Here is a 22234-nt window from a genome sequence, read left to right as displayed (position 1 = left end):
CAACCACGGTTCGCAAGCACGGCCGGGCATTTGCCCGCCCGCGGTCAGCGCCTCACCCCGCAGGGAGTCGGCGCGACGCGTCGATGTCTCGCCGTGCGAGAAGCAGCGCTTCGCCCGCGAGGGCGACGATGCTGCCGGCCATCGCCGCGGCCAGCGTTCGGTGCTGCTCCGACACGGACGATCCGGCCGATTGGGCGCCACCCAGGCAATGGCGGAGGTCGATGCGCACGTGCTCGGCCTCCGCGAGGCGGGTGAGCGCCTCGGCGCCGATCCGGCCGCGATGGCCGGCCACGGCTTCGCGGGCAGCGTCGAGTGATCGGTCCGCACGCTCGAGCACGCGGTGCAGGGGGTTCACGGCCGACGGTCGCGAGCGCATCGATCGCATCGATCGCGCCAGCCCCGCCGCCGCCGCACCCGAGGCGGCCTGACGAGCCGCGGTCGTCGCGGCATCCAGCACCGATCGAGCCGCGTGCAGCCGAATGAGGTGCGCCTGCGTGTCGGCGATGACGAACGTCGGCGGGGAGCCGGCGGCATCCGTTCGGCTCTGCGGGGTCACGACGGGGGTCTGTCGCACCCGAGCGACCAGGTCGGCGATCGTCGCAGTCAGCGCACCCAGCACGTGCTCGGCCCACTCGCACTCCCGCACGATGAGCACGTAACGCGCCCGCACCTCGTCGAGCGTGCCGGGCATCGCGTCGTGGTTGAGCCGGTTCAGGCGGAACGCGTCGCTCAGGTGCCGGCGCACGACGACGATCACCGACGCAGCGGCCTCGATCGGTTCGGCGCCCAGCTCGGCCTCGGCGAAGCCGATCTCGTCGCATGCCATGCGGAGGCCCTCGTCGACCGCGAGCAGGGCTGACGCAGCCCGCTTCGCCAGTTCGGCATCGTGGGCTTGGAGTTCGTGCGCGTCGCGCCGACGCCTGACCATGAACCCGGCCACGCGTCGATCCTACGTTCGCCGGCCCGGTGTCGCTACGGGACGGTTCAGGATGCCGAGGCCTCGGCCCGAGGCAACGAATCCGCCTGACGGCACCACGGTCGATCACGACCGGCGCACCCGTAGCCTGAGGGGATGGAGCACCAGGTCGTCGACGTGAGCAGCGGCATCCGCATCGCCGTGCAGATCGCAGGAGAGACGGATGCGCCGGCGATGGTGCTGCTGCACGCGCTCGGCGACCGTGCCGACGACTGGGCCGTGGTCGCCGAGCATTTCGCGAGGTCGCACCGCGTCGTGGCGATCGACCTGCGCGGGCACGGACGCAGCGACTGGCCCGGCGAGTACACGTTCGAGCTCATGCGCGACGATGTCATCGGCGTGCTCGACGCCCTCGGCCTCGCCGACATCACGCTCATCGGCCACTCGATGGGCGGCACCGTCGCCCTGCTGATCGCCGAGGCCGAGCCCGGGCGGATCGCGCGGCTCGTGATCGAGGACTCATGCCCGCCGTATCCGCGCGACCGCACGACTCCCACGCGCCCCGACGGACCGCTCGGCTTCGATTGGGAGGTCGTGACGGCGATCGGCCCGCGAGTGAACGACCCGAGCCGGCGGTGGTGGCCGCCGCTCGCCGACATCACGGCTCCGACGTTGGTCGTCGCCGGCGGGCCGACCAGCCACGTGCCGCAAGAGCTGCTGGTCGAGATGTCGGGCCTGATTCCCGAGTGCGAACTCGTGACGATCGCCGCGGGCCACAACGTGCACGCCGCGCGGCCCGCTGAGTTCGTCGAGGTCGTCGAGGGGTGGCTCAGCACGGACGTCGTCACGCGCCCCGCATGACCCGCCACGCACGACGAGGGCCGGCCCGCGACATCCGTCACGTCCGGCCCACGCCGTTTTCTGCCGAGCACTCGACCGGCCCGCCCCTGAGCAGGCTGCGTCGCGTTCGACGCGAACCCTTCCGGTCGGCTCGACGCTCTGGAGGTCAGCCCTTCACGGCGCCCGCCGCGAGGCCGCCCATGATGAACTTCTGCGTCAGGATGAAGATCACGAGAATGGGCAGCACCGCGAGCAGCAGGGTCGGGAACACGATCTCGTAGTTCGTCGAGTACGACGACACCGCCGCGTACACGCCCGTCGTGATGGTCTTCGCCGACGACCCCGGCCCGAGGATGAGCTGCGGGCTCACGAAGTCGTTCCACGCGCTCAACGTGTTCAGAATGAACGCCGTCGCGACGATGGGCTTCATGAGCGGGAAGATGATCGTGAAGATCACCCGCAGGCGGCCTGCGCCGTCGATGGATGCCGCTTCGTCGAGCGTTCGCGGCAGCATCCGGATGTAGCCGCTGAACATGAAGAGCGTGAACGGGATCATCGACGCCGACATGAAGAGCACCAGGCCCGGCACCGTGCCCATGAGGCCGACGGCCTTCAGCACGAAGATCGCCGGAACCACGATGATCTGCGCCGGAATGAACATGCCGGCCACGAAGAACATCAGGATGGCGGCGAACACCCACCCGGGCGTGCGGGCGATCACGTACGCCGCCGGGATCGAGAACCCGATCGCGACGAGGTTGCACAGCACGACCAGCAGGATGGTGAACGCGTAGCCCTCGACGATCGGGAACTGCGTGCTGTTCCACGCGGCCTCGAGGTACTTCGTCGACGCCGTCGACAGGTCGATGCCGAGCGGCGACAGCAGGATCTCCTGCTGCGGCTTGAACGCGTTGACGACCATGATGTACATCGGCACGAGCATCACGAGCGACAGCAGCGACAGGAACACGACGCGCGTGACCGTCGAGATCTTCTCGGCGCGTTTCATCAGGCGGCCTCCGCCCCGGACTCGGCCTTGCGGCGCATGACGATGATGGAGAACGAGAGGATGCCGGCGGCGATGATCAGCAGCACCGCCTGGGCGCACGCGAGGCCGACCTTGTTGTTCGCGAACGACACCGCGAGGATCTCGTAGGCCCAGGTCTGCGTCGCATCGCCAGGGCCGCCGTTCGTGAGCCCCAGCACGACCTCGTACGCCTTGAGCAGCGACAGGATCGAGGTGATGATCGTGATCGTCACCGTCGGCGCGAGCGCCGGCCACGTGACGTTCGCGAACACCTGGCGCTTGTTGGCGCCGTCGATGCGCGCGGCCTCCTGCAGCTCGGGCGACACGGCCTGGAGCCCGGCGATGTACAGCACGAGCTGCACGCCGAACTGGGCCCAAACGATCACCCCGATGAGCGTCCACAGCGCCCACGTCGGGTCGGAGAGGAACGGCAGGCGACCGCCCTGCCACTGCTCGAGCAGCGAGTTGATCGCACCCTGCGGGCCGAGCAGCGCCTGCCAGAGGAATCCGACGATCAGGGCCGACAGCACGTGCGGGTAGAACATGACCGCCCGGCCGAAGCTGTTGAACTTCGTGGTGCGCTGCAGCAGCAGCGCGAGCCCGAGGGCGATGCCGTTCACCAGGAACGACCCGACCACCGCGATCAGCACGGTCACCCAGATCGCCGAGTGCATCTCGCCGGCGGGGTCTTCGAAGATGCGGGTGTAGTTGTCGAGCCCGATCCACTGCGGCGCCTGCGACGGAATGCCGTTGTACCGGGTGAACGAGTAGTAGACCGCGAACCCCACCGGGATGACCATGAGGCCCACGTACACGATGAGCGCCGGGGCGGTCAGTGCAGCGTCGAGCCAGGCCGCGCGGCGGCGACCGCGACGGCGGCCGGGGCGGGCAGCGCGTGCCTCCGAGCCTGGGCGCGAGCCCGACGGCCGTGCCGCCATGGCCTGCGTCGGCGAGGCCTGCGACCCGGCGGCCCATCCGGCGCGGGCGGCCGCGACCGCCGCGACGGCGGTGTCGGCTGAAGCCGCACCGCCGTCGCCGGCCGCGCCCGGGCGCCCGTCGTCGAGACGAGCGGCCCGTTCCCGTGTGGTGTCGATGCCCGACATGGTTACTCGGTCTTCTCCGCGTCGTACCAGGCCGACAGGGCGTCGGCGGTCTCGGCGGGGGTCTTGCCCTGCCAGAGGCCCTGCACGAGCTCGGTGAACTTGGCGTTGAATCCGGCGACCGGGAGGGCGAGGTCGCCGACCGTCTGGTTGCCGGGCACGACGAGCGAGGGCGCCTCGTCGACCAGGCCCTGCACCAGCGAGGCGTACTCGTCGGTCGAGACATCCATGCCGGGGCGGCTGAACGAGTCCATCTCGGCCTGCAGCGCGATCGCGTCGGGGTCGGTGGCGAGGTACTCGACGAGCGCCGTGGCGGAGGCGACGTTCTTCGAGCCGTTCCACACCATGTACGGGAACGCGAGCGTGGCGCCCATGGGGCCGGGGTAGTCGGCCGACTCGTCGACCGGCGGCGAGAAGACGCCGACCTCGAACTCGGGCGGCGAGTTCTTCAGCGTGGTCGTGAACCACGAGCCCATCGGGTAGATGCCGACGGTGCCGGCGATGAAGTTCGCCTCCTGCGTGCCCGAGTCGGTGGCGACGTCGTCGGCCGTCGAGTACCTGGCGTCGACCCAGTCGGTGATGTGCTCGAACAGCGGCTCGAACTGCTCGCCGAGGCTGCTGTCGCCCGCGGCCACCGCGGCCTGCCACTCGGGCGTCGTGAGGTTCTGCTGCGGGTGCCAGATCTGCTGCGACTGCACGCCCGTCGCCCAGTCGCCCGCGAACGCGATGGGCGTCTTCACGCCCGAGTCGGCGAGCGCCTTGAGGGCGGCGTCGAACTCGTCCCACGTGGTCGGCGTCTCGGTGATGCCGGCCGCGGCGAAGAGGTCCTTGTTGTAGTAGAGCACCGACTGCGCCTGCGTGCCGACGCCGACGACGTTCGTCATGCCGTCGGTCGAGTAGGTGTCGACCATGGGGGTGTCGGCGACCCAGGGCTGGTCGGTGAGATCGAGGATCTCGGGGGCCGTGTCGGCCGTCGGGAAGATCGACTCGATCACGTCGGGCGCGGTGCCCGCGGCGAGCAGCGACGGGAACGACTCGGCGACCGACTGGCCCGTGGGGCCCTCGATCTTGACGTCGACGCCGGTCTTCTCCTCGAAGGGGGCGACGAGGGCGTCCCACTTGTCTTGCGTGAGGTTGTCGGTGATGTTGACGAGCATGCGGAGCTCGCCGCCCACCTCGCCGTCGGTCGAAGCCGAGCCGGAGCCGCCCGAGGAGCAGGCCGTCAGCGCGAGCAGCGGCACGGCGGTCAGCGCGGTCAGCCAAGCGGCTCGTCGTCGTGAGGGAACAGACATCGTTGTCTCCTTGTCGAAACCCTCTTGCGCGGCACGAGGGTGATCCGGGTTGGGAAAGGGCTTTCCGCGATACATCATACATACTATGTAGCGATTCGTCACATGTCATTCCATTGTCGGCCATCGAGCCGGATGCGACGACCGCGGGCGGACGAGCGGATGCAGCAGGCGAGCGGATGTCGCATCCGCACGAATTCGAAGACGAGCGGATGCCGCAGCCGACCGGCCTTCGCAAGACGGCGGCCGCGGCATCCGCACCGAAGCTGCAAGGGAACGGATGCCGCATCCGCACGCGAATCGGGGCGCCGCCGGACTCGGCGACGCCCCGATCGGTCATCGGCAGGGCTGGATCAGCGCACGGTCACCGTCATCGGCGCGCTCGCGGTCTGCCCGAGGGCGTTCGCGAACGTGATGACGTACGTGCGCGTGCCCGCGGAGCGGTCGCTCACGGGCACCGCCACGCGCTGGGCGGCCGGCGTCGCGGAGGTGATCTCGCCCGTGGCGATCTCGACGCCGTCTTCGGCCAGCGACCAGGTGGTGGCGTTCGTGCCCCACCAGAGGTTCGCCGTGACGGTGTACGCCCCGTCGCCGTCCCAGTTGTCGTGCGAGAGCACGGGCTTCGCGGGCGACGCGGCGTCGACCTTCACGACGAGTTCGCGGCACGGCGTCGCACCGCCCGCGTTCACGAGCTCGCACGTGTAGGTGTACTCGCCGTTCGGCCGGTCTGCGATCGGCACGTCGACGCGCTGGGCGGCGGGCGTGGCGTTCGTCAGCGCGACCTCTTTCACGAGCTCGCCGTTCTCGAACAGCCGGAACGAGGTGCCGTTCTGACCCCACCACAGGTTCGCGGTGATCGTGAACGAGCCGCCCCTGAGGCCGTCGTTCGCGTTGTCGTCGCTCAGCACGGCGACGCCCGGCGCGGGCGGCGTCAGCTCGTCGACGAGCTCGGCGAGCGCCGCCTCGGCGTCGTCGAGCGCGCCCTGGTCGGAATCCGTCGCGTCGGCCACGGTAACCGCCGATGCGAGCGCATCAGCCAGCGAGGTCGCGTCGTCGCCCGACAGCTCGGCGAGCAGCGCACGCGCCCGGTCGACCTGGGCCCACAGCTCGCCCGCGTCGCCGCGCTCGGGCTGCCCGGCGCCGTCGATCGACACGAGCGAGTTCCACTCGTCGACCCACTCGGCACCGAATGCCTCGGCGACGTCTCCCCCGGCCGAGAACTTCAGCGTGGTGAGGTCGAGCCCCGCGGCCTCGACCGAGGCGGGCTTCACGAGGTTGGTGTTGATCTTGTCGCTCCACCGTGCGAGCGACTGCGCCGACGCCGGGTTCGCGAAGTTGATCGTGCTGCCCTTGAACTCGCCGCCGCCGATGATGACGGAGTGGTCGAGCTGGTTGCGGGCGGGCACGTAGAGCGAGTCGGGGTTCTCCCACACGGTGGCGCGGGAGCATCCGTTGGTCGCATCGGTCGCGTAGTGCGCGGCCTTGCAGTCCTCGCCCGTCGCGGTCACGCGCGGCACGTACCAGTCGTCGATCTCGGGGAACGCGATGGGCGTGCCATCCGTGTACTCGAACTCGCCCGACGTGTAGTGGTCCTTCCACGTCGCGACGGTCTCGGGGGTGGCCGTGTACTTCTCGCCCTCGCGCACGTCGAGGAACGTGTTGAAGCGGCTCTGCACGACCCAGGCGTTCGAGACCGGCAGGCCCTTCTCGCCCTTGCTCGAGTACTGCTGGTCGTGACCGGTCTGGGCGACGTCGATGAAGACGTTGTCGTTGGCGGTGTTGCTGTGGCCCGACTGGAAGAACACGCCCGAGTGCGCGTCCTTCACCACGTTGTGGTGGAACCGCATGCCCGAGACGCCGTCGTCCATGTAGAACGCGTCGTTCTTGCCGCCGATGCCGTCGAACAGGTTGTACGCGATCTCGTTTCCGAGGTACGTGTAGTCGCGTCCGGTGTAGACGACGCCCTGGTCGCCCGCGTTCTTCACGAGGTCGCGGAAGGCGTTGTGGTTCACCCGCATGTCGTTGCCCATGATCTGCACGGCCATGTGCGGGGCATCCGACACGTCGTTGTACTCGAACGAGTTGCCGACGCCGTAGAGGTAGCCCGCGGGCGTGTAGGTCGCGAGCTTCGAGAAGCGCGTGATGGTGTTGTGGTGCGCGACGTTGTCGCCGCGTTCGAGCGTCGCACGGTCACCGCCGCCGAGCAGCACGCCGCCGCCGCCGAGGTCGTGCAGGTACGAGTTGCGCACGACGTTGTCGTGTCCGCCGCGGGTCGTCTCGTAGTCGGGCAGGGCGGTGATCGATTCGGATGTCTCGCCGATGCGGATGGCGTCCATGCTCACGTTCGAGATCTCGACGCCGTCGATGAGCGTGCGCTCCGCGTCGAGCAGCTGGATGCCGCTCACGAGCGAGTTCGCCAGGTGCAGGTCGCGCAGCACGACGCCCGTCGTGCCCTCGAGGTGGAAGAAGTTCTGGTCGAACGCCGAGAGCGTGACCTGCTTGCCCTCGACGGTGCCGCCCTCGGGCAGGTAGTAGAGCACGTCGTTGTCGTGGTAGCGGTCGATGTAGTACTCGCCCGCGGTGTCGAGCTCGGAGAGCACGTTGCTCGCCTTGACCCGCGTGTAGCCGTCGACCGGGATGTACATCGACGCGTACTTCGTATAGAGCGTGTCACCGCTCCACGAGAGCATGCGCACCATCTCGTTGGCGTAGTTGTTGCCGAGGTAGCCGGTGAGCCAGCCCTCGGTCTCGTACTTGGTGTTGTCGATGTCGTCGATCCACTGCGGGTCGGCCTGCACCGGGATGTCTGTGTACTTGCCGAAGCCGCGAGTGCCCTTGTCGACGACCGTCGGCACCGCCTCGGGCGCCCACGACTGATAGCGGTCGCCCTCGCGCGCGCGGCCGCCGACCGTGAAGATCGACGGCGTCATGGTGCGCAGGTCCTCCTGACTCCAGGTGTCGCGCGACTCGCCCTCTGGCAGCTGCTGCTTCTTGTCCTCGAACTGGGCGCGGGGCGAAGTGCCGCTCGACTGCCAGTCGTTCTCGACGCCGAACCGCCCGAGCAGGTCGACCTGGGTGAGGTCCTTCGGGCTCGTCGCCGTGGCGCCCCACTTGCTGCCGCTGCCCATGAGGTGGCAGTCGACCGACGAGGTCGTGCAGTCGTCGGGGTTCGGGAACTGCGCGAGCTCCTCGATCTGCCCGTCGACCGCGAGCTCGGGGGCGAAGGGCTGCTGCATCCAGTTGAACCCGTTCTTGTACAGGGTTCCTGGGTCGACCCCTGCGGCGCCGAGGTCGTACACCCACACGTCGTCGCGCGCCTCGGGCGAGGCGATGCGCGTGTTCGACGAGAAGCGCGGCTCGGCGAGCTCGTCGGCACCGAGGTCGGCGAGCTTGCGCCAGCCGTCGGTCGGCAGCTCGTGCGAGCCCGTGATCTGCACGTCTTCACCGCGGTAGGCCGCGTACGTGACCCACGAGTTCGCCTCGCCTGCGAGCGAGATACCGCCGTCGAGCACGTACTGGCCGCCGCGGATCCACACGGTGCCCGGGGAGGCCTCGCTCGTGCGGCCCGCGAGGGCGTCGCGCGCCGCGGTGATCGTGGCGAACGGCGCCGACTCGCTTCCGTCGTTCGCGTCGTCGCCGTCGGGCGACACGAAGACGACCGGGCCGTCGGCCGCGGTCGCGTCACTCGCGCCGGCCACGTCACCCGCGCCGGCCGTGGCCGACACGGCCCCGGTCACCGGCACGGATGTCGCGGCCCACGCCGATGGGGCGACGCAGACCGCGGCGGCGGTCACCGCGACGGTGACGATCGCCAGGCCCGGCCACGCGCTGCGCGGCCTGCTGGATGCTGTTCTCTTCATCGAGATTCTCCTCGTTTGCCGTCGCACCCCTCGATCGGCCGTTCGCAGTGTTTCGGGCTCGATGGGCGAGTGCGCTGGAACATCTGACCAGTGCAGCGTACGTATGATGTGTGACATCAGGCAAGCGCTTTCCCAAATTGGTCTGATATCTTATGTTTGTCGTGCTGCACCGCCGCGATCGACGCCCGGCCACGCAGCTCAACCCCGATCCACTCGAATCAGGAGCCCCGCTTGAGCCGTGCAGCCGTCATCGCGATGAGCCCGAAGTCGCTGCTCGCGCAGCTCTTCACCCCGCAGATGCTCGCCGACCTCAGGGAGGCGGTCGACGTCGACACCGACCTCGTGATCACCTCGCTCGAGGACGAGGGCGCTGGCGGCGGTGACGGCGCTGGCGGCGACGTAGGATCCGACGCCGGCGGCGAAGGCGGCGGCGACGCAGCCCGCGCGGCGCGAACCGCCCTCGCCGACGCCGAACTGCTCATCGCCGGCTGGGGCGCCCCGCGCATCGGGGTCGCCGACGCGCCGAACCTGCGCGGGGTCGTGTACCTCGGCGGCGTGGCCGCCACCTGCCTCGACGATCCCGCCGCCTGGGCCGCGCGCGGGCTCGTGGCCTCGAATGCCCGCGCGGCGAACGCCGTGCCCGTCGCCGAGTTCGCGCTCGCCATGATCCTGCTCGCCGGCAAGGACGCCCCGTTCGCCGAGCAGCGCTACCGCGACGTGCGACGCATGCCCGACCGCGCCGTCGAACTCACCGACGTCGGCAACTACCGCAAGGTCGTGGGCATCGTCGGCCTCTCGCAGATCGCACAGGTGCTCATCGAGCTGCTGCGCCCCTTCGACCTCGACGTCGTCGTGTACTCCCCCTCGCTCACGCCCGACCGCGCCGCCGAACTCGGCGTGCGCATGGGCACCCTCGCCGAGGTCGTCTCCACCGCCGACGTCGTGTCGCTGCACCAGGCGGTCACGCCCGCCACGGTGGGCCAGATCGACGCGGCGCTGCTCGCCTCGATGCGCGACGGGGCGACGCTGCTGAACACCGCCCGCGGCGAGGTCGTCGATCAAGACGCGCTCGTGCGCGAACTCCGGTCGGGGCGCATCCGCGCCATCCTCGACGTCACGACCCCCGAGCCGCTCCCCCACGACCACCCGCTGTGGTCGACGCCGAACACCGTGCTCACACCGCACCTCGCCGGGTCGATGGGCACCGAGCTGTACCGCATGGGCGCGTCCGCGCTCGACGAGGTGCGGCGGTTCGTCGACGGACGGCCGTTCGCCCACCGAGAGGACCTCGCATGACCGGCACGGATGCCACGGCGACGCGCACCCCGAACGCAGGCCCGGCCACGCGTCGCGCCCTGGTCGTGCGCGGCGGATGGGAGGGCCACCACCCCATCGGGGCGACCGAGCGGTTCATCCCGGTGCTCCTCGCCGATGGCTTCGAGGTGACCGTCGCCGAAGACCTCGCGGTCTACGACGACGCGTCGGCCGTTGCCGGCTTCGACCTCGTCGTGCACTGCTGGTCGGGCGGCGCGCTCACCCTCGAGCAGGAGGCCAACCTGGTCGCGGCGGTCCGCGCGGGCACCGGCTTCGCCGGATGGCACGGCGGCGTGATCGGCACGAACGTCGCCAACGCCGCGTACCTGCGCATGGTCGGCGGGCGCTTCCTGTACCACCCCGAGGGGTTCCAGGACTACACCGTGCACCTCGGCGACGAGCCCGCCCGCGACGGCGAGCTCATCGCGGGCCTCGACGACTTCGACGTGACCACCGAGCAGTACTGGGTGTTCTCCGACGCGTGGAACACCGTGCTCGCGACGAGCGTGTTCCCCGCCGACTCCGACGGCAACGGCCCCGTCGAGATGCCCGTCACCTGGACCCGCCGCTGGGGCGACGGCCGCGTGTTCGTCTGCACGCTCGGCCACCGCGTCGAGGACTTCGACGTGCCGCAGACGGCCGCCATGATCGAACGCGGCCTGCTCTGGGCCGCCCGCACCTGAACGGAATCAGCGAAATGACCGAAGCCGCGGCATCCGTCGCCCTGCCCGATGCAGCCGACGACGCGACCCCCATCGGCCACGATCGGCAGCCGGATGTCGCCGCGCTCGCGCGCTGGATGCGCTCGTGGGTCGGTGACGGCGGCCAGATCAGGGGCTTCCACAACCACAGCGTGTGGGGCACCAACCCGGCCACCTTCATCGACTTCACGAGCGGGCACCAGGCCTTCTCGGCACCCGCGACCGCGGCGTTCGGCGAGGCGCTCGGGCGCCGGCCCGACCCGCGCGGCCTCGAGCTCTGGCGGCGCATGGTGCGCTTCCAGGCCCGCACCGTGCAGGCCGACGGCCAGTACAAGCACATCGGCTTCCAGGTCGGCGAGTCCGCGACATCCGGGCTCATCCACAACATGGCGGGCAGCATCGGACTGCTCGAAGGACTCGTGCACGCCGGGCACCTGCTCGAGGCCGACGAGCGCGAGGAGGTCTTCGCCGCCGTGCGCGCGAACCTCGACGCGTGCGTCGTCTACGGCGGCGGCCGCCCGTCGTTCGAGGGCACGTGCAACCAGGAGTACGCCCGCGTCTGGGTGAAGCTGCGCTACACCGAGCTCTCGGGCGACGACCGCTACGTCGACGAGATCGTCGACGACCTCGAGACCCTCATCCGCCTGAGCTCGGTGCGCGGCGTGCCCGACGCCGAGTCGGTCGGCACCTTCCGCGTCGCGGCCGATCGCGAACGCGGCGGCATTCTCGAGCCGGCCGAGTACTACGGGCTCATGATCGTGCCGCTCGCGCTCGCCGCCCGGCGCTACGGCCGACCCGACTTCCTCGAGGAGGCGCGCGCGATCTGCCGCCACGTCGCCCGCTCGGCCTGGATCGACGACCGCGGCCTCACCCGCTACCACCGCTACTGGTACCTCGACGGCGACGTGCGCCACCTGTCGACGACGCCCATGCTCATCGCGGGCATGGGGCTGTCGCTGCGCGGCATCGACGAGGTGCTCGCCGACGGGCCCGATGCCGAGCTCGCCGAGTTCCGCGCGCGCGTGCTCGAGACCTACGCCGCGTACCAGACCCCCGCCGGCTACTTCGCGTCGGCCACCGGATGGCACAACGAGGCGGATGTCGCGCCCAGCACCGCCTGGCACGCCCACGACCTGATGGCGCTCGTGCACGGCCTCGACACCCCCGCCGACTTCTGGGACCGCGTGTTCGCCGAGCCCGACCGCCAGTCGGTGCTGCTCTCCGACCGCGCCTACTGGGTCGAGGACGGCGTGCACTGGTGCATCCTCAGCCCCCTCACGGCCGGCGACCTCAGCATCTACGGCCGCAAGGACCGCGACGAGTTCGGCCGCGCGTTCTTCGCGTGGACCGACAAGAAGCCGCTGCCCGCCGACCTCGAGTTCGCCGACGCCCCGGTGTTCTTCGCCGCCGACGACGGGCTCTACCTCGTCGGCGAGCCGGCACGGCCCATGGATGTCACGACGCTCGGGCCGGTGCCGTACCGCGGGCGCGTGGGGGCGCCAGACCCGGCACCCTGACCGCGGCGCTCGCGCGTCAGTCGAAGATGCCGTCGAGCACGCTGCCGATGACGAGCCCGCCGAGGATGCCGCCCATGAGGTCGTTGCCGCCGCCGCGGCGACCGCCGCCGTAGCCGCCGCCCCACTGGTCGGGGCCCTGCGGCGGGCGCGACGAGTCGATGTCGCGCTTCGCGAGCTGCAGCGCCTCGCCCGCGAGGGAGGCGGCACGGCGGGCCATGGCCATGGCCTGCTCGCGGTGGTCTTCGCCGATGACGGCGACGGTCGCCGCCGACGAGCCGAGGAATTGGTCGAGGTCGATGCGCACGCGCTCGGCCTCGGCGAGGCGGGTGCGGGCGTCGGCGCCGATCCATCCGCGGTGTCCGGCGATCACGTCGCGCGCGACCGCGAGCTGGCGGTCGGCGTCGTCGATCGCGTGGTGCACGTGCTCGATCGGAGGGATCGGGCGGGCCGCGCGCTCGCGAGCGGCGGCGATGGCGGCATCCAGTGCCGTGTTCGCGTCGCGCAGGCGCGTGAGCAGCGCGAACGGGTCGGTGTTGATGCCCGCGGCCGGCAGCGCGGCGAGCGCGACGCGCAGGTCGGCCATCGCGGTCGTGACGCCAGGCGACGGCGGCTCCTGCTGGGCGACGACCAGGTCGCCGCGGCTGTCTTCGACGATCGCCGCGAGCGTGGACTCGGCGCGCAGGGCCTCGACCTCGAACGTCTCGACGGCGTCGAGCAGGGTCGCCGCGCGGCGCACCGACTCGGTCGCGGCCTCGAGCGCGAGGTTGGCCTGCTCGCGCTGCCCGGCCTCGCGGCGGCGTTCGGCCACGCCGGCGCCGTGCTCGGCGAATCCGAGCAGCTGGTCGGCCTCGGCCGGGTTGGCGTCGACCTGGGCGAGCGCCTCGGGCGCGTACCGGGCGGCGAGCCGTTCGATGGTCTCGCGCGCGTGGGGGATGCGGTTGCGCAGGCGCGCGACATCCGCTCGCACTCCCGCGATGATCTCGGGGGCGCGGCGCGCCTTCGCGATGCGGTCGGCGAGCGCGGCGGTCTGCTCGTCGAGCAGGTCTTCGGCCCACTCGCTCAGCTGCACGATGCGCGCGTTGCGCGTGCGCAGCTCTTCGGCCGTGTCGGGGATCTCGTCGAAGTTCAGCTGGTTCAGCCGGAACGCCTCGCCCAGGTGCTGCTTCACCGCGGCGAGCGCAGCGCCCAGCTCGGCGGTCGCGTCGTGGCCGAGCTCGGCCTCGGCGAAGAGCAGCTCGTCTGTAGTGACCCGCACGCGCTCGTCGGCCGCGACCAGCGCCGTGCCCGCCCGCTTCGCCAGATCGGCGTCTTGGGCTTGTTCGAGCGCGTCACGTTTGCGTTTGCCCCAGAATCCGGCCATTCCTCGATCTTATGGGCGTCACGCTTCGCGCTTGCCGTGAGATTCGTCCTGTGGAACGTCGGATGCCGCGGCGATCAGCCCGGCGACCGTCGAACGTCGTCCCGACGGGCGAGCAGGTACTCGCGCACGGCATCGTCGTCGGCGAGCTCGGCGGCGCGTTCGAAGGCGGCGGATGCCTCGGCGCCGCGCGCGGCACGGGCGAGCAGGTCCGCGCGGGCGGCCCACCACGGCTGAAACCGCTCGGTCTCCGAGGTCGCGGCAGGAAGCGCCGCGAGCCCGGCCTCGGCGCCGTCGAGCCGGCCGATCACCGCGGCGAGCGCCGCCTCGGCGCCGAGGCTCGGGGCGACGGAGTTCAGCGCGAGATAGAGCGTGCGCAGCGCCGCCCAGTCGGTGACGCCGGTGCGGCGGCGGGCGCAGTGCACGGCCTCGATCGCGGCCTCGAGCTGGAAGCGGCCCGGCGGTCGCCCCGGTGCGGAGGCGCGACGCAGGTACTCCTCGCCCTCGGCGATCAGCGCGGCATCCCACCCCGAGGCGTCCTGCTCGTCGAGGGGTACGAAGCGCGGTTCGCTCCCGTCACCCTGCTCGCCCTGAGTCTGGCTCGTCCGCCGAGCGAGCGACAGCGTCACGAGCGACGCGAGCCCCCACGCCTCGGTCTCGCGTTCGAGCAGCGCGGCGAGCGTCACCGCGAGGTACTGCGCTTCGCCCGCGAGCGAGTCGGGGGCGTCGCGCGGGGCGCGCCAGGTGAGGGCGTGGCATCCGTAGACCGCCTCGAGCACCGCGTCCAGCCGCTCGGGCAGGTCGCGTCGGTCGGGCAGTTCGAAGGGAATGCGGGCGTCGCGGATGCGGCGCTTCGCCCGCACGAGTCGTTGCGCCATGGCCGCCGGCGGCACGGCGAATGCCGCAGCGATCTGCGCGGCCTCGAATCCGAGCACGACCTGCAGCATGAGGGGCGTGCGCACGGCCGGGTCGATCGCCGGGTGCGCGCACACGAACAGGAGCTCGAGCCGCTTGTCGCCGATCGCGAACGGGTCGAGCTCGGCCAGCGGGTCGACGGATGCCGCGGCCACCGCACCCGCGTCGTACGGGTCGCCCGAACCGCCGGGGTCGTCGCTCGGATCGGCGGCCGCACGCGCGCCGTCGGGCAGTCGCGTCGTGAACCGGCGCTCGCCCGACTTCCACGCATCGCGCTGACGATTGCGGGCCACGGTCAACAGCCACCCTTCGGGATTGTCGGGCACACCGGCATCCGGCCAGTGCTTCAACGCCTGCTCGAACGCGCCCGAGAGCGCGTCTTCGGCGAGCGCGAGATCACCGGTCGACGACGCGAGCAGCGCGACCAACCGGCCGTACGACGCACGGGCCGCCAACTCGACGGATGCCGCGGCGGATGCCGCGGCATCCGTCGGCGCGGATCTCCCGGTCGGGGCCGCCGCAGCATCGTTCGTCGTCGGCATCGCCGACCGTGCCGACGCGCCGGCCCGTGCGTCGTCGGAGTTCACCCGTTGGCGTTCCAGACGCCGTCGATCGTGTAAACGGCACCGGGGCGCACCTCGACGCCCCCCGCGCCGTACTGCATCGACGGGGCCTGCTTCGCCCAGTCGATCGCCGCGTCGAGGTCGGGCACGTCGATCACGAACGTGCCGCCGAGCTGGTTCTTCGTATCGGCGAACGGTCCGTCTTGAATCCGGATGCCGGTGGCTCCGCCACGGCCGTCGCCCTCGCTGAGCAGGGTCGTCGTGTTCGACGACGGCTGCAGCACCTCGGCGCCGATGAGCACGCCCGCGGAGTGCAGCGTGGCCGCGTAGCTCGCGAAGGCCTCCTGGCCCTGCTCGAGCGCCTCGGGGCCGAGCTCCTCGGCCGTCATCTCGGGATAGTGGAGCAGCAATGTGTACCGCATGGCGTTCCCCTTTCGGCCCGACCAGCGACAGGGTACTCGCGCACCCCGGCCGCCGCCCGGATCGTTCTCGTCGTCTCCCCCGGGCCGTCGGCCGAGCGAGTCGGGCCGGAGATCGGCCCTCACTCCGATGACGACCGAAGTCGGCGCCGATCGACACTCTTGCCCGAGTGGGTTCACGACGGCACACGGTCGCTCGCCGGACACTCGGTGGGTCTCCGCCGTGGCGTATGCCAGTTGCGCCTCATCGATGAGGCGCAACTGGCATACGCGATTTCGTGCAGTCGAGGCAGCGTCGGCCCATTCGGGCAACCGATCGGCCCGGCGGGCGAGGCCGGCCCCGCCCTACGATGCGCGTAGCGACGGGCTGCGCAGGCAGACACGCGTCGCACGTGGCGTCGCACCTCGAGGGGGAACCGATGAGCGATCCGACGAACACCGGCACGCCGGCCGGGTGGTACGACGACGGCAGTGGCTGTCAGCGCTATTGGGACGGCCAGCAGTGGACCGACCGATTCGCACCGACCGAACCGGCCGGTGCGGCCGAACCGGCGGCGGCATCCGGAACCGCGACGCCACCCGGCGCGACGCCGCCCGGCGGCAAGGGCAAGCCGCACGTGCTCGGCATCATCGCGCTCGTGGTGGCCGCCGTCGGCTTCGTCTTCGCGTGCATTCCGTTCGCCTTCGTCGTCGGCTGGGTGCTGCTGCCGATCGCGTTCGTGCTCGCGATCGTCGGGCTGTTCATGCGCGGCGCGAAGTGGGCGGCGATCACCGCCCTCATCGTGTCGATTCTGGGCACCATCGCCGGAATCGTGGTGTTCTTCCTCGTCGCGTCGGTCACCATCAACGAAGCCGTCGACGAACTGCCGAGCGCCATCGCAGAGGCATCCGAAGAAGCGGATGCCTCGGAGGAACCCGCAGATGAAGAACCGCCGCCCGCGAGCGAGACCCTCGCGTTCGGCGAGACCTGGGCGTGGGAGAACGGGCTCGAGCTGACCGTCAGCGCACCGGAGGCCTACACTCCGACCGAGTTCGCCGCGGGCGCCGACCTGGCGGCGAACCTGGTGTTCACCCTCACGATCACGAACGACACGACCGAGAACTTCGAGCCGGTCGTGTTCTCGCGCCTCTCGTCGGCCGGGCAGGAGGCCAGCCAGATCTTCGACGTGCCGCCCGACGGCACCCAGATCGGCGTTCCGCCGACCACGGTGGTGCTGCCCGGCGAGTCGGTGACGTGGCAGGAGGCCTGGTCGGTCGCCGACCCGAACTCGCTGACCATGCAGATCTCGCCGAACTTCGACTACGAGGACGCGATCTTCACGAACCTGCAGTAGGGCCCGCCGAACGGGCCGTGCGCCTCAGAACGCCAGGTCCAGGTGGAAGTGCGTCACGAGCGGGCCGTGCCAGTTGATGTTCGTGATGTCGCCCGTGCGGTTGCGGCTGGTGTTCGCGACTTCGATGATGCGACGCTGGCCGAGACGCTCGTTGACGGCACGGGCCACCGAGAAGTCGTCGTAGATGACCCGCCACTCGACGCCGACCGCCGAGGCCGCCCGGTCGATCGCGAGCGCGAACGAGATCGCCTGCGCTGCGTCGAAGAACCCGTCGGCCCGGCGCTGCGGGATCGTGAGGTCGAGCGAGCGCCCGCGTCCCTCGAACCCCCCGCCGCCGTGACCGCCGTAGTTGCTCGCCGTGAAGCCCGTGCCGTAGGCGTCGATGAGCAAGAGCACGAAGATCGCCGTGTTCGTCATGACGCCGATGCTGTTCCGGTCCCACACCGGGCCCCAAACGGGCCGCCCGTTCTGGTCGAGCTCGCGCACGTTCTCCCATCCGCGCTCCTCGATCGCGATCGCGGCCGTGCGCACCGCGGCGTCGACCGCGCCCTGCCCTCCGAACTTGCGCGTCTCGGCGGCGACGACCGCCTGTTCCTCGGCCGCGGCATCCAGAGTCGCCTTCGGATCGCGCAGGCGCCGACGCAGCGCCGACTCGGCCTGCGCGATGGCCCGTGCGCGCTCGCGATCGGTGAGCGACCGGTTGCGCGCCGCCAACTGGCCGCGCACGAGCGCGACGGCGTCGACGTTCGGCAGCGCGCCAGGCGCGAAGTTGCGCAGCTCGCGCACCCCGCGTTGCGTCGTTGTGACGAAGTCGAGGTGCTCGCGTCGTTCGAGCATCCACCCCCAGGCTCCCTGGGTCAGGTGCGAGTTCACGCTGTCGATGATGTACTGCCGGTACACCACGAGCTCGGCCTCGAGGGTGGCGCTGCGCTCGGCCGGCGTGAGCACGCGACGCTTGCCGTTCTCGACGACGCGACGCGCGGCGATCGCCCGGGTGAGCTTCGCCTTCTCGGCGTTGAGCTTGCGCAGCATCGCCGCGTCGATGCCCGCGAACGGGGTGCTGAAGGTGCTGCGCTTGTACCAGCCCTGCATGGTCTCGTCGAAGTCGGTGACGAACGAGGCGCGCGTGCCCGCGACATCCGTCGTCTGCCCGGCGGCGGCACGGCGCGCCCGCCAGCCGTCGACCAGCACGTCGACGTAGGTCGCCACCCCGGCGACGCCCCAGAACTCGACGGTCGTGTCGATGCCGTGCGGGGGCGCGACCTCCGCGGCGGGCGGCGCCGCGCCGGCCACGACGACCGGGGTGCCGCGGGTGACGGTGAGGCTCGGCCGCGCGGGCGGGTACGCGACATCCGTCGTGTCGGTGTCGACCGGCGCGGCCTGCGCCTGGCCGGGCGCGGTCTGGGGCGTCTGGGTGCCCTGCGTGCCCTGCGTGCCCTGCGTGCCTTGCGTGCCTTGCGTCTGGGGAGTCTGCGGGGTCTGCGTCACGCCCGCGTCGGCGCCCGAGCCGGCATCCTCCTCGACCCCGGCATCGGTCGGCTGGCGCTGCAGGCGCACGAGCCCGCCGGCACCCCCGGCTGACACGGAATCGGATGCCACAAGCCCCGCCGCCACGCGATTGCCGGCCGTGCGCTGCACGTCGGCGAGCGTGACGGGCGCGTGATCTTGCGCCGGAACCACGGATGCCGCGGGCAGCACGGCCTGCGCCGGCCGGCCGTGTGCGGGGTGCCGTCCGGCGTCGTCCGGGTCTTCGTCGGTGACCTTGCGATGCCGCATGTGCGCGTGCAGGCGAGCCGGGGCTCGCCCGCTCACTCCTTCTGACTCCGACGCTAACTCCGCGCCCGCGCAGGCGCGCCCGGTCTGCCCGATCGGGCAGTGAACCGTGCGCCCGCTCAGCCGTGCGATCCACGGTGCGATTCAGGCCGTGATCCGCGCCGCGACCTGCGCTGCGACCGCCGTCGACGTCAGCCTCGACCTGACCGTCGACAAAACGCTGCCAGCGCTCCAAGATCGACCTATGCCCCAGCCCGACCGACCCGACATCGTGGCGATCACCGGTGCCTCCGGACGCATCGGGCGCCACCTCGTTCCGCTGCTCGATCGGCCCGGCCGGGTGCTCCGCCTCATCGATACCGACCTGCCCGAGCACGTCGAAGACGGACCGTGGGCTGACGCGGGCGGTGGCTCGGACGTCACCGGCATGGCCGACCGCATCGAACTCGTGCGGGCGTCGATCGACGACGAGCACGGCATCCGCTCGGCCCTCGACGGGGTCGACGCCGTGGTGCACCTCGCCGCACAGTCGTCGGAGCGGCCGTGGGCCGAGATCCTGCACGCGAACATCGACGGCACCCAGCGCGTGCTCGAGGCCGCGCGGCTCGGCGGGGCGACCCGGGTGCTGCTCGCGAGCAGCGTGCACGCGGTCGGATTCGCGGATGTCTCAGACGTCGCCGCGACCCCGGTGCTGGTGCCGCGCCCCGACACGTTCTACGGCGTGAGCAAGGCCGCCGTCGAGGCGCTCGGCAGCGTCTACGCCGACCGGTACGGGCTCAGCATCGTCTCGGCACGCATCTGCGCGTTCGCCGCCGAACCCGACCCGCGCCACGGGCTCGCCCACTGGTTCTCGCCGGGCGACGCAGCCCGACTCGTCGAGGCGGCGCTCGCGCTCGACGACGGCCGCCACCACATCGTGTGGGGCGTCTCGGCGAACTCCCCCGGTGTCTGCGACCTCACGGCCGGCCGCGCGATCGGCTTCGAACCGCAGGACGACGGGTTCGCGATCGTCCGTGCGCGCGGCTTCGAGACGACACCGCCCGCGGCCGGCGGCCCGGTCGGCGGCGCCTTCACCGACGAGGCGCACCCGCTCGGCGGAACCTGGTAGCTGTCGAGGGTCGCGCTGCCGGCCCAACCGTGACTGCGGCGGCGGTCCGGGCGTCCGGCGTCAGCTGCGACCGGCCGCGATCGCGTCGAAGACGGGCATCTCGAGCTTGCTCATGGTGAGCATGGCGGCGAAGAGCTCCTGCTTCAGAGCGGCATCCGTCGTGGACATGAGCTCGGTGAATCCGCGCGGGATGAGCTGCCACGAGAGGCCGTAGCGGTCGGTGAGCCAGCCGCACTGGCTCGGTTCGCCGCCGTCGGCGAGCAGTGCGTCCCGGAGCCGATCGATCTCGGCCTGCGTGTCGACCTCGAGCTTGATCGAGACGACCTGCGTGAGCGCCACATCCGGACCACCGGCGATCAGCTGGAACGGCGCGCCCGCGACCGTGAAGTCGACGGCGAGCGGCTCGCCCGCGCGTTCGGAGCCCTCGGGCCATCGCTCGACGCTCAGCACGGCCGAGTCGGGCACGAGCGAGACGTAGAACTCGGCCATCTCGTCGAGCGGCCCCTCGATGAGCAGGCAGGTCATGGCGGTCGTGGGCATGGGGGCTCCTTCGCATCCGGTCGGTCGACGGTACTGCCGACCGCTGACCGCCGAAAGGGTTGAGCCAGTCGGCCATGCACCGGGGCGGCCGGCACGACGGGCGGGTGGTCGCGCTGCGGGTATGCCAGTTCTGCCTCACTGATGAGGCGGAACTGGCATACGGATATCGGAACGGCGGATGCCGCGACCTGTACGCTGCCGAGCGTGTGAGCCGCGACATCCGCCCACCCGGCCCGAACCGGCCCGAATGACCTAGTCGCCCTTCACGTTCACGATCTGGCGCAGCGTGTGCCGAACCTTCACGAGCGACGCTGCGTCGGCCATGACCCGGTCGATCGGCTTGTAGGCCTGCGAGATCTCGTCGAGGAACGCGTCGGTGTCGCGGTACTCGATGCCGACCATGGCCTCGCGCAGCTGCTCGTGCGTGAAGGTCTGCCGCGCCTTCGTGCGCGAGTACTCCCGCCCGGCGCCGTGCGGCGACGAGTTGAGCGACATCTTGTCGCCGAGGCCCTCGACGACGTACGACGCGGTGCCCATCGACCCTGGCACGAGGCCGAGCCGTCCGACATCCGCCTGGATGGCGCCCTTGCGCGACACCCAGACCCGCGTGCCGAAGTGCTCCTCGCTCTCGGTGAAGTTGTGGTGGCAGTTGATGCGCGCCCGCTCCTCGACGGGTGTGCCCACCCACTCCGACACCTGCCGGATCACACGGTCCATCATCTCCTCGCGGTTGAGGAGCGCGAAGTGCTGCGCCCAGCGGAGCTCGCGGATGTACGTCGTGAACTCGGGCGAGCCCTCGACGAGGTAGGCGAGGTCGGGGTGCGGCAGGTCGATCCACCATCCCCGCTCCTCTCCACGCATCGCTTCGCGCTGCGCGGAGCCTCGGTCGCGTGGGCCCAGCTTGGCGAGCCGCCTGGCGACCCCGATGTGGTGCTGCGCGATCTTGTTGCCCACGCCCCGGCTGCCCGAGTGCAGGAACAGCCACACCCGGTCGTCCTCGTCGAGCGAGACCTCGATGAAGTGGTTGCCGCTGCCGAGCGTGCCGAGCTGCTCGCGCCAGTTGCCTGCGTACTTCGCCGGGTCGAAGCCCTTCGTCTCGGCGAGTGCCTCGAGCTCGGCCACCCTGGGCTCGGCGGTCGCGACGACCTTGCGGTTGTGGCGTCCGGCCGAGAGCGGGATGGCGCGCTCGATCTGCTCCCGCACCTCCCGCCGGTCGGCCGGGAGGTCGGATGCCTCGAACTGCGTCTGCACGGCGATCATGCCGCAGCCGATGTCGACGCCGACGGCCGCGGGGATGATCGCCCCGAGGGTCGGGATGACCGATCCCACGGTCGCGCCGAGGCCCAGGTGGGCGTCGGGCATGAGCGCGAGGTGCGGGTAGATGAACGGCATGGTCGACGACGTGCGGGCCTGCTCGACGGTCTGCTCGTCGATCAGGCTCGCCCACGAGACGAGCCGGTCGGAGATCTTCTCCATGGTCCTTTCCTGTCTGGTTCGCATTGCGATGGTTCCGAGGGCCCGAGGGTCTCGTCGCGCGCGCAGACAAGAAAACACCCCGGGCCTCGAGCGGCACGGGGTGACGGAGAACGGCGGATGCCGCGGCGTCAGGGTGCCGGCTCGAGAGCCTGGTCGAGTTCGCGATTGAGGTCGCGCATGGTGCG

The 22234-nt window shown here is 71.0% G+C and carries 17 protein-coding genes; 6 read left to right on the top strand and 11 right to left on the bottom strand.

What is annotated here, in order from left to right:
* Window positions 1-52 precede the first annotated feature (52 nt).
* Window positions 53-940: a hypothetical protein gene (locus ACFVS8_RS13805; protein WP_387063177.1), complete on the bottom strand. Its 888-nt coding sequence runs from the start codon at window positions 938-940 to the stop codon at window positions 53-55.
* A gap of 132 nt (window positions 941-1072) precedes the next feature.
* On the opposite strand from ACFVS8_RS13805, the gene ACFVS8_RS13800 reads away from it, so the two are divergent.
* Window positions 1073-1777: an alpha/beta fold hydrolase gene (locus ACFVS8_RS13800; RefSeq protein ID WP_387063174.1), complete on the top strand. Its 705-nt coding sequence runs from the start codon at window positions 1073-1075 to the stop codon at window positions 1775-1777.
* Window positions 1778-1922: 145 nt separating this feature from the next.
* Here ACFVS8_RS13800 and ACFVS8_RS13795 read toward each other — a convergent pair whose 3' ends face one another.
* The 4 genes from ACFVS8_RS13795 to ACFVS8_RS13780 all read right to left on the bottom strand — a co-directional run bounded on the left by ACFVS8_RS13795 (window position 1923) and on the right by ACFVS8_RS13780 (window position 9032).
* Complete coding sequence (locus tag ACFVS8_RS13795) at window positions 1923-2765, bottom strand: carbohydrate ABC transporter permease (RefSeq protein ID WP_387063172.1); 843 nt, start codon at window positions 2763-2765, stop codon at window positions 1923-1925.
* Complete coding sequence (locus ACFVS8_RS13790) at window positions 2765-3886, bottom strand: carbohydrate ABC transporter permease (RefSeq protein WP_387063169.1); 1122 nt, start codon at window positions 3884-3886, stop codon at window positions 2765-2767. The genes ACFVS8_RS13795 and ACFVS8_RS13790 overlap by 1 nt, the downstream gene beginning before the upstream one ends.
* Window positions 3887-3888: 2 nt before the next feature.
* A complete protein-coding gene (locus tag ACFVS8_RS13785) occupies window positions 3889-5175 on the bottom strand; it encodes an ABC transporter substrate-binding protein (protein ID WP_387063167.1) in 1287 nt (428 codons plus the stop codon).
* A gap of 350 nt (window positions 5176-5525) precedes the next feature.
* The gene (locus tag ACFVS8_RS13780) at window positions 5526-9032 is read right to left on the bottom strand and encodes a right-handed parallel beta-helix repeat-containing protein (protein ID WP_387063164.1); all 3507 of its coding nucleotides are present in this window, start codon (window positions 9030-9032) and stop codon (window positions 5526-5528) included.
* Between the two features lie 231 nt (window positions 9033-9263).
* Between ACFVS8_RS13780 and ACFVS8_RS13775 the strand changes: the two genes are divergently transcribed.
* The 3 genes from ACFVS8_RS13775 to ACFVS8_RS13765 are packed head-to-tail and all read left to right on the top strand — an operon-like array spanning window position 9264 to window position 12564.
* A complete protein-coding gene (locus tag ACFVS8_RS13775) occupies window positions 9264-10328 on the top strand; it encodes a hydroxyacid dehydrogenase (RefSeq protein ID WP_387063162.1) in 1065 nt (354 codons plus the stop codon).
* Window positions 10325-11029 carry a ThuA domain-containing protein gene (locus tag ACFVS8_RS13770; RefSeq protein WP_387063159.1) on the top strand — a complete coding sequence of 235 codons (705 nt, stop codon included), beginning with the start codon at window positions 10325-10327 and terminating at the stop codon, window positions 11027-11029. Before ACFVS8_RS13775 ends, ACFVS8_RS13770 begins: the two co-directional genes overlap by 4 nt.
* Before the next feature lie 14 nt (window positions 11030-11043).
* On the top strand, window positions 11044-12564 hold the full coding sequence (locus ACFVS8_RS13765; RefSeq protein WP_387063157.1) for a hypothetical protein: 1521 nt from the start codon (window positions 11044-11046) through the stop codon (window positions 12562-12564).
* A gap of 16 nt (window positions 12565-12580) precedes the next feature.
* On the opposite strand, the gene ACFVS8_RS13760 is transcribed toward ACFVS8_RS13765, so the two are convergent.
* The 3 genes from ACFVS8_RS13760 to ACFVS8_RS13750 all read right to left on the bottom strand — a co-directional run bounded on the left by ACFVS8_RS13760 (window position 12581) and on the right by ACFVS8_RS13750 (window position 15821).
* A complete protein-coding gene (locus tag ACFVS8_RS13760) occupies window positions 12581-13924 on the bottom strand; it encodes a hypothetical protein (RefSeq protein ID WP_387063155.1) in 1344 nt (447 codons plus the stop codon).
* Between the two features lie 74 nt (window positions 13925-13998).
* On the bottom strand, window positions 13999-15378 hold the full coding sequence (locus ACFVS8_RS13755) for an RNA polymerase sigma factor (protein ID WP_387063153.1): 1380 nt from the start codon (window positions 15376-15378) through the stop codon (window positions 13999-14001).
* A 41-nt stretch (window positions 15379-15419) separates the two neighbouring features.
* Entirely contained in the window at window positions 15420-15821 is a 402-nt protein-coding gene (locus ACFVS8_RS13750) for a YciI family protein (protein ID WP_387063150.1), read from the bottom strand.
* Window positions 15822-16237: 416 nt separating this feature from the next.
* Here ACFVS8_RS13750 and ACFVS8_RS13745 point away from each other — a divergent pair, with 416 nt between their 5' ends.
* Complete coding sequence (locus tag ACFVS8_RS13745) at window positions 16238-17152, top strand: DUF2510 domain-containing protein (protein WP_387063147.1); 915 nt, start codon at window positions 16238-16240, stop codon at window positions 17150-17152.
* 24 nt (window positions 17153-17176) lie between these two features.
* On the opposite strand, the gene ACFVS8_RS13740 is transcribed toward ACFVS8_RS13745, so the two are convergent.
* Entirely contained in the window at window positions 17177-18964 is a 1788-nt protein-coding gene (locus ACFVS8_RS13740) for a hypothetical protein (protein ID WP_387063144.1), read from the bottom strand.
* A 205-nt stretch (window positions 18965-19169) separates the two neighbouring features.
* On the opposite strand from ACFVS8_RS13740, the gene ACFVS8_RS13735 reads away from it, so the two are divergent.
* Window positions 19170-20033 (top strand): NAD-dependent epimerase/dehydratase family protein, encoded by an 864-nt coding sequence (locus ACFVS8_RS13735; RefSeq protein ID WP_387063141.1) that lies wholly within the window; start codon window positions 19170-19172, stop codon window positions 20031-20033.
* Between the two features lie 60 nt (window positions 20034-20093).
* On the opposite strand, the gene ACFVS8_RS13730 is transcribed toward ACFVS8_RS13735, so the two are convergent.
* On the bottom strand, window positions 20094-20573 hold the full coding sequence (locus ACFVS8_RS13730; RefSeq protein ID WP_387063138.1) for a VOC family protein: 480 nt from the start codon (window positions 20571-20573) through the stop codon (window positions 20094-20096).
* A gap of 252 nt (window positions 20574-20825) precedes the next feature.
* Entirely contained in the window at window positions 20826-22049 is a 1224-nt protein-coding gene (locus ACFVS8_RS13725; RefSeq protein ID WP_387063136.1) for an RtcB family protein, read from the bottom strand.
* Window positions 22050-22234: the final 185 nt, after the last annotated feature.

Origin of the sequence: Agromyces sp. NPDC058110, from assembly GCF_042884735.1 — a bacterium.
Taxonomy (GTDB): Bacteria; Actinomycetota; Actinomycetes; order Actinomycetales; family Microbacteriaceae; genus Agromyces.
The sequence above is the reverse complement of the archived record's forward strand: the minus strand, read 5'-3'. Positions and strand labels throughout refer to the sequence as shown.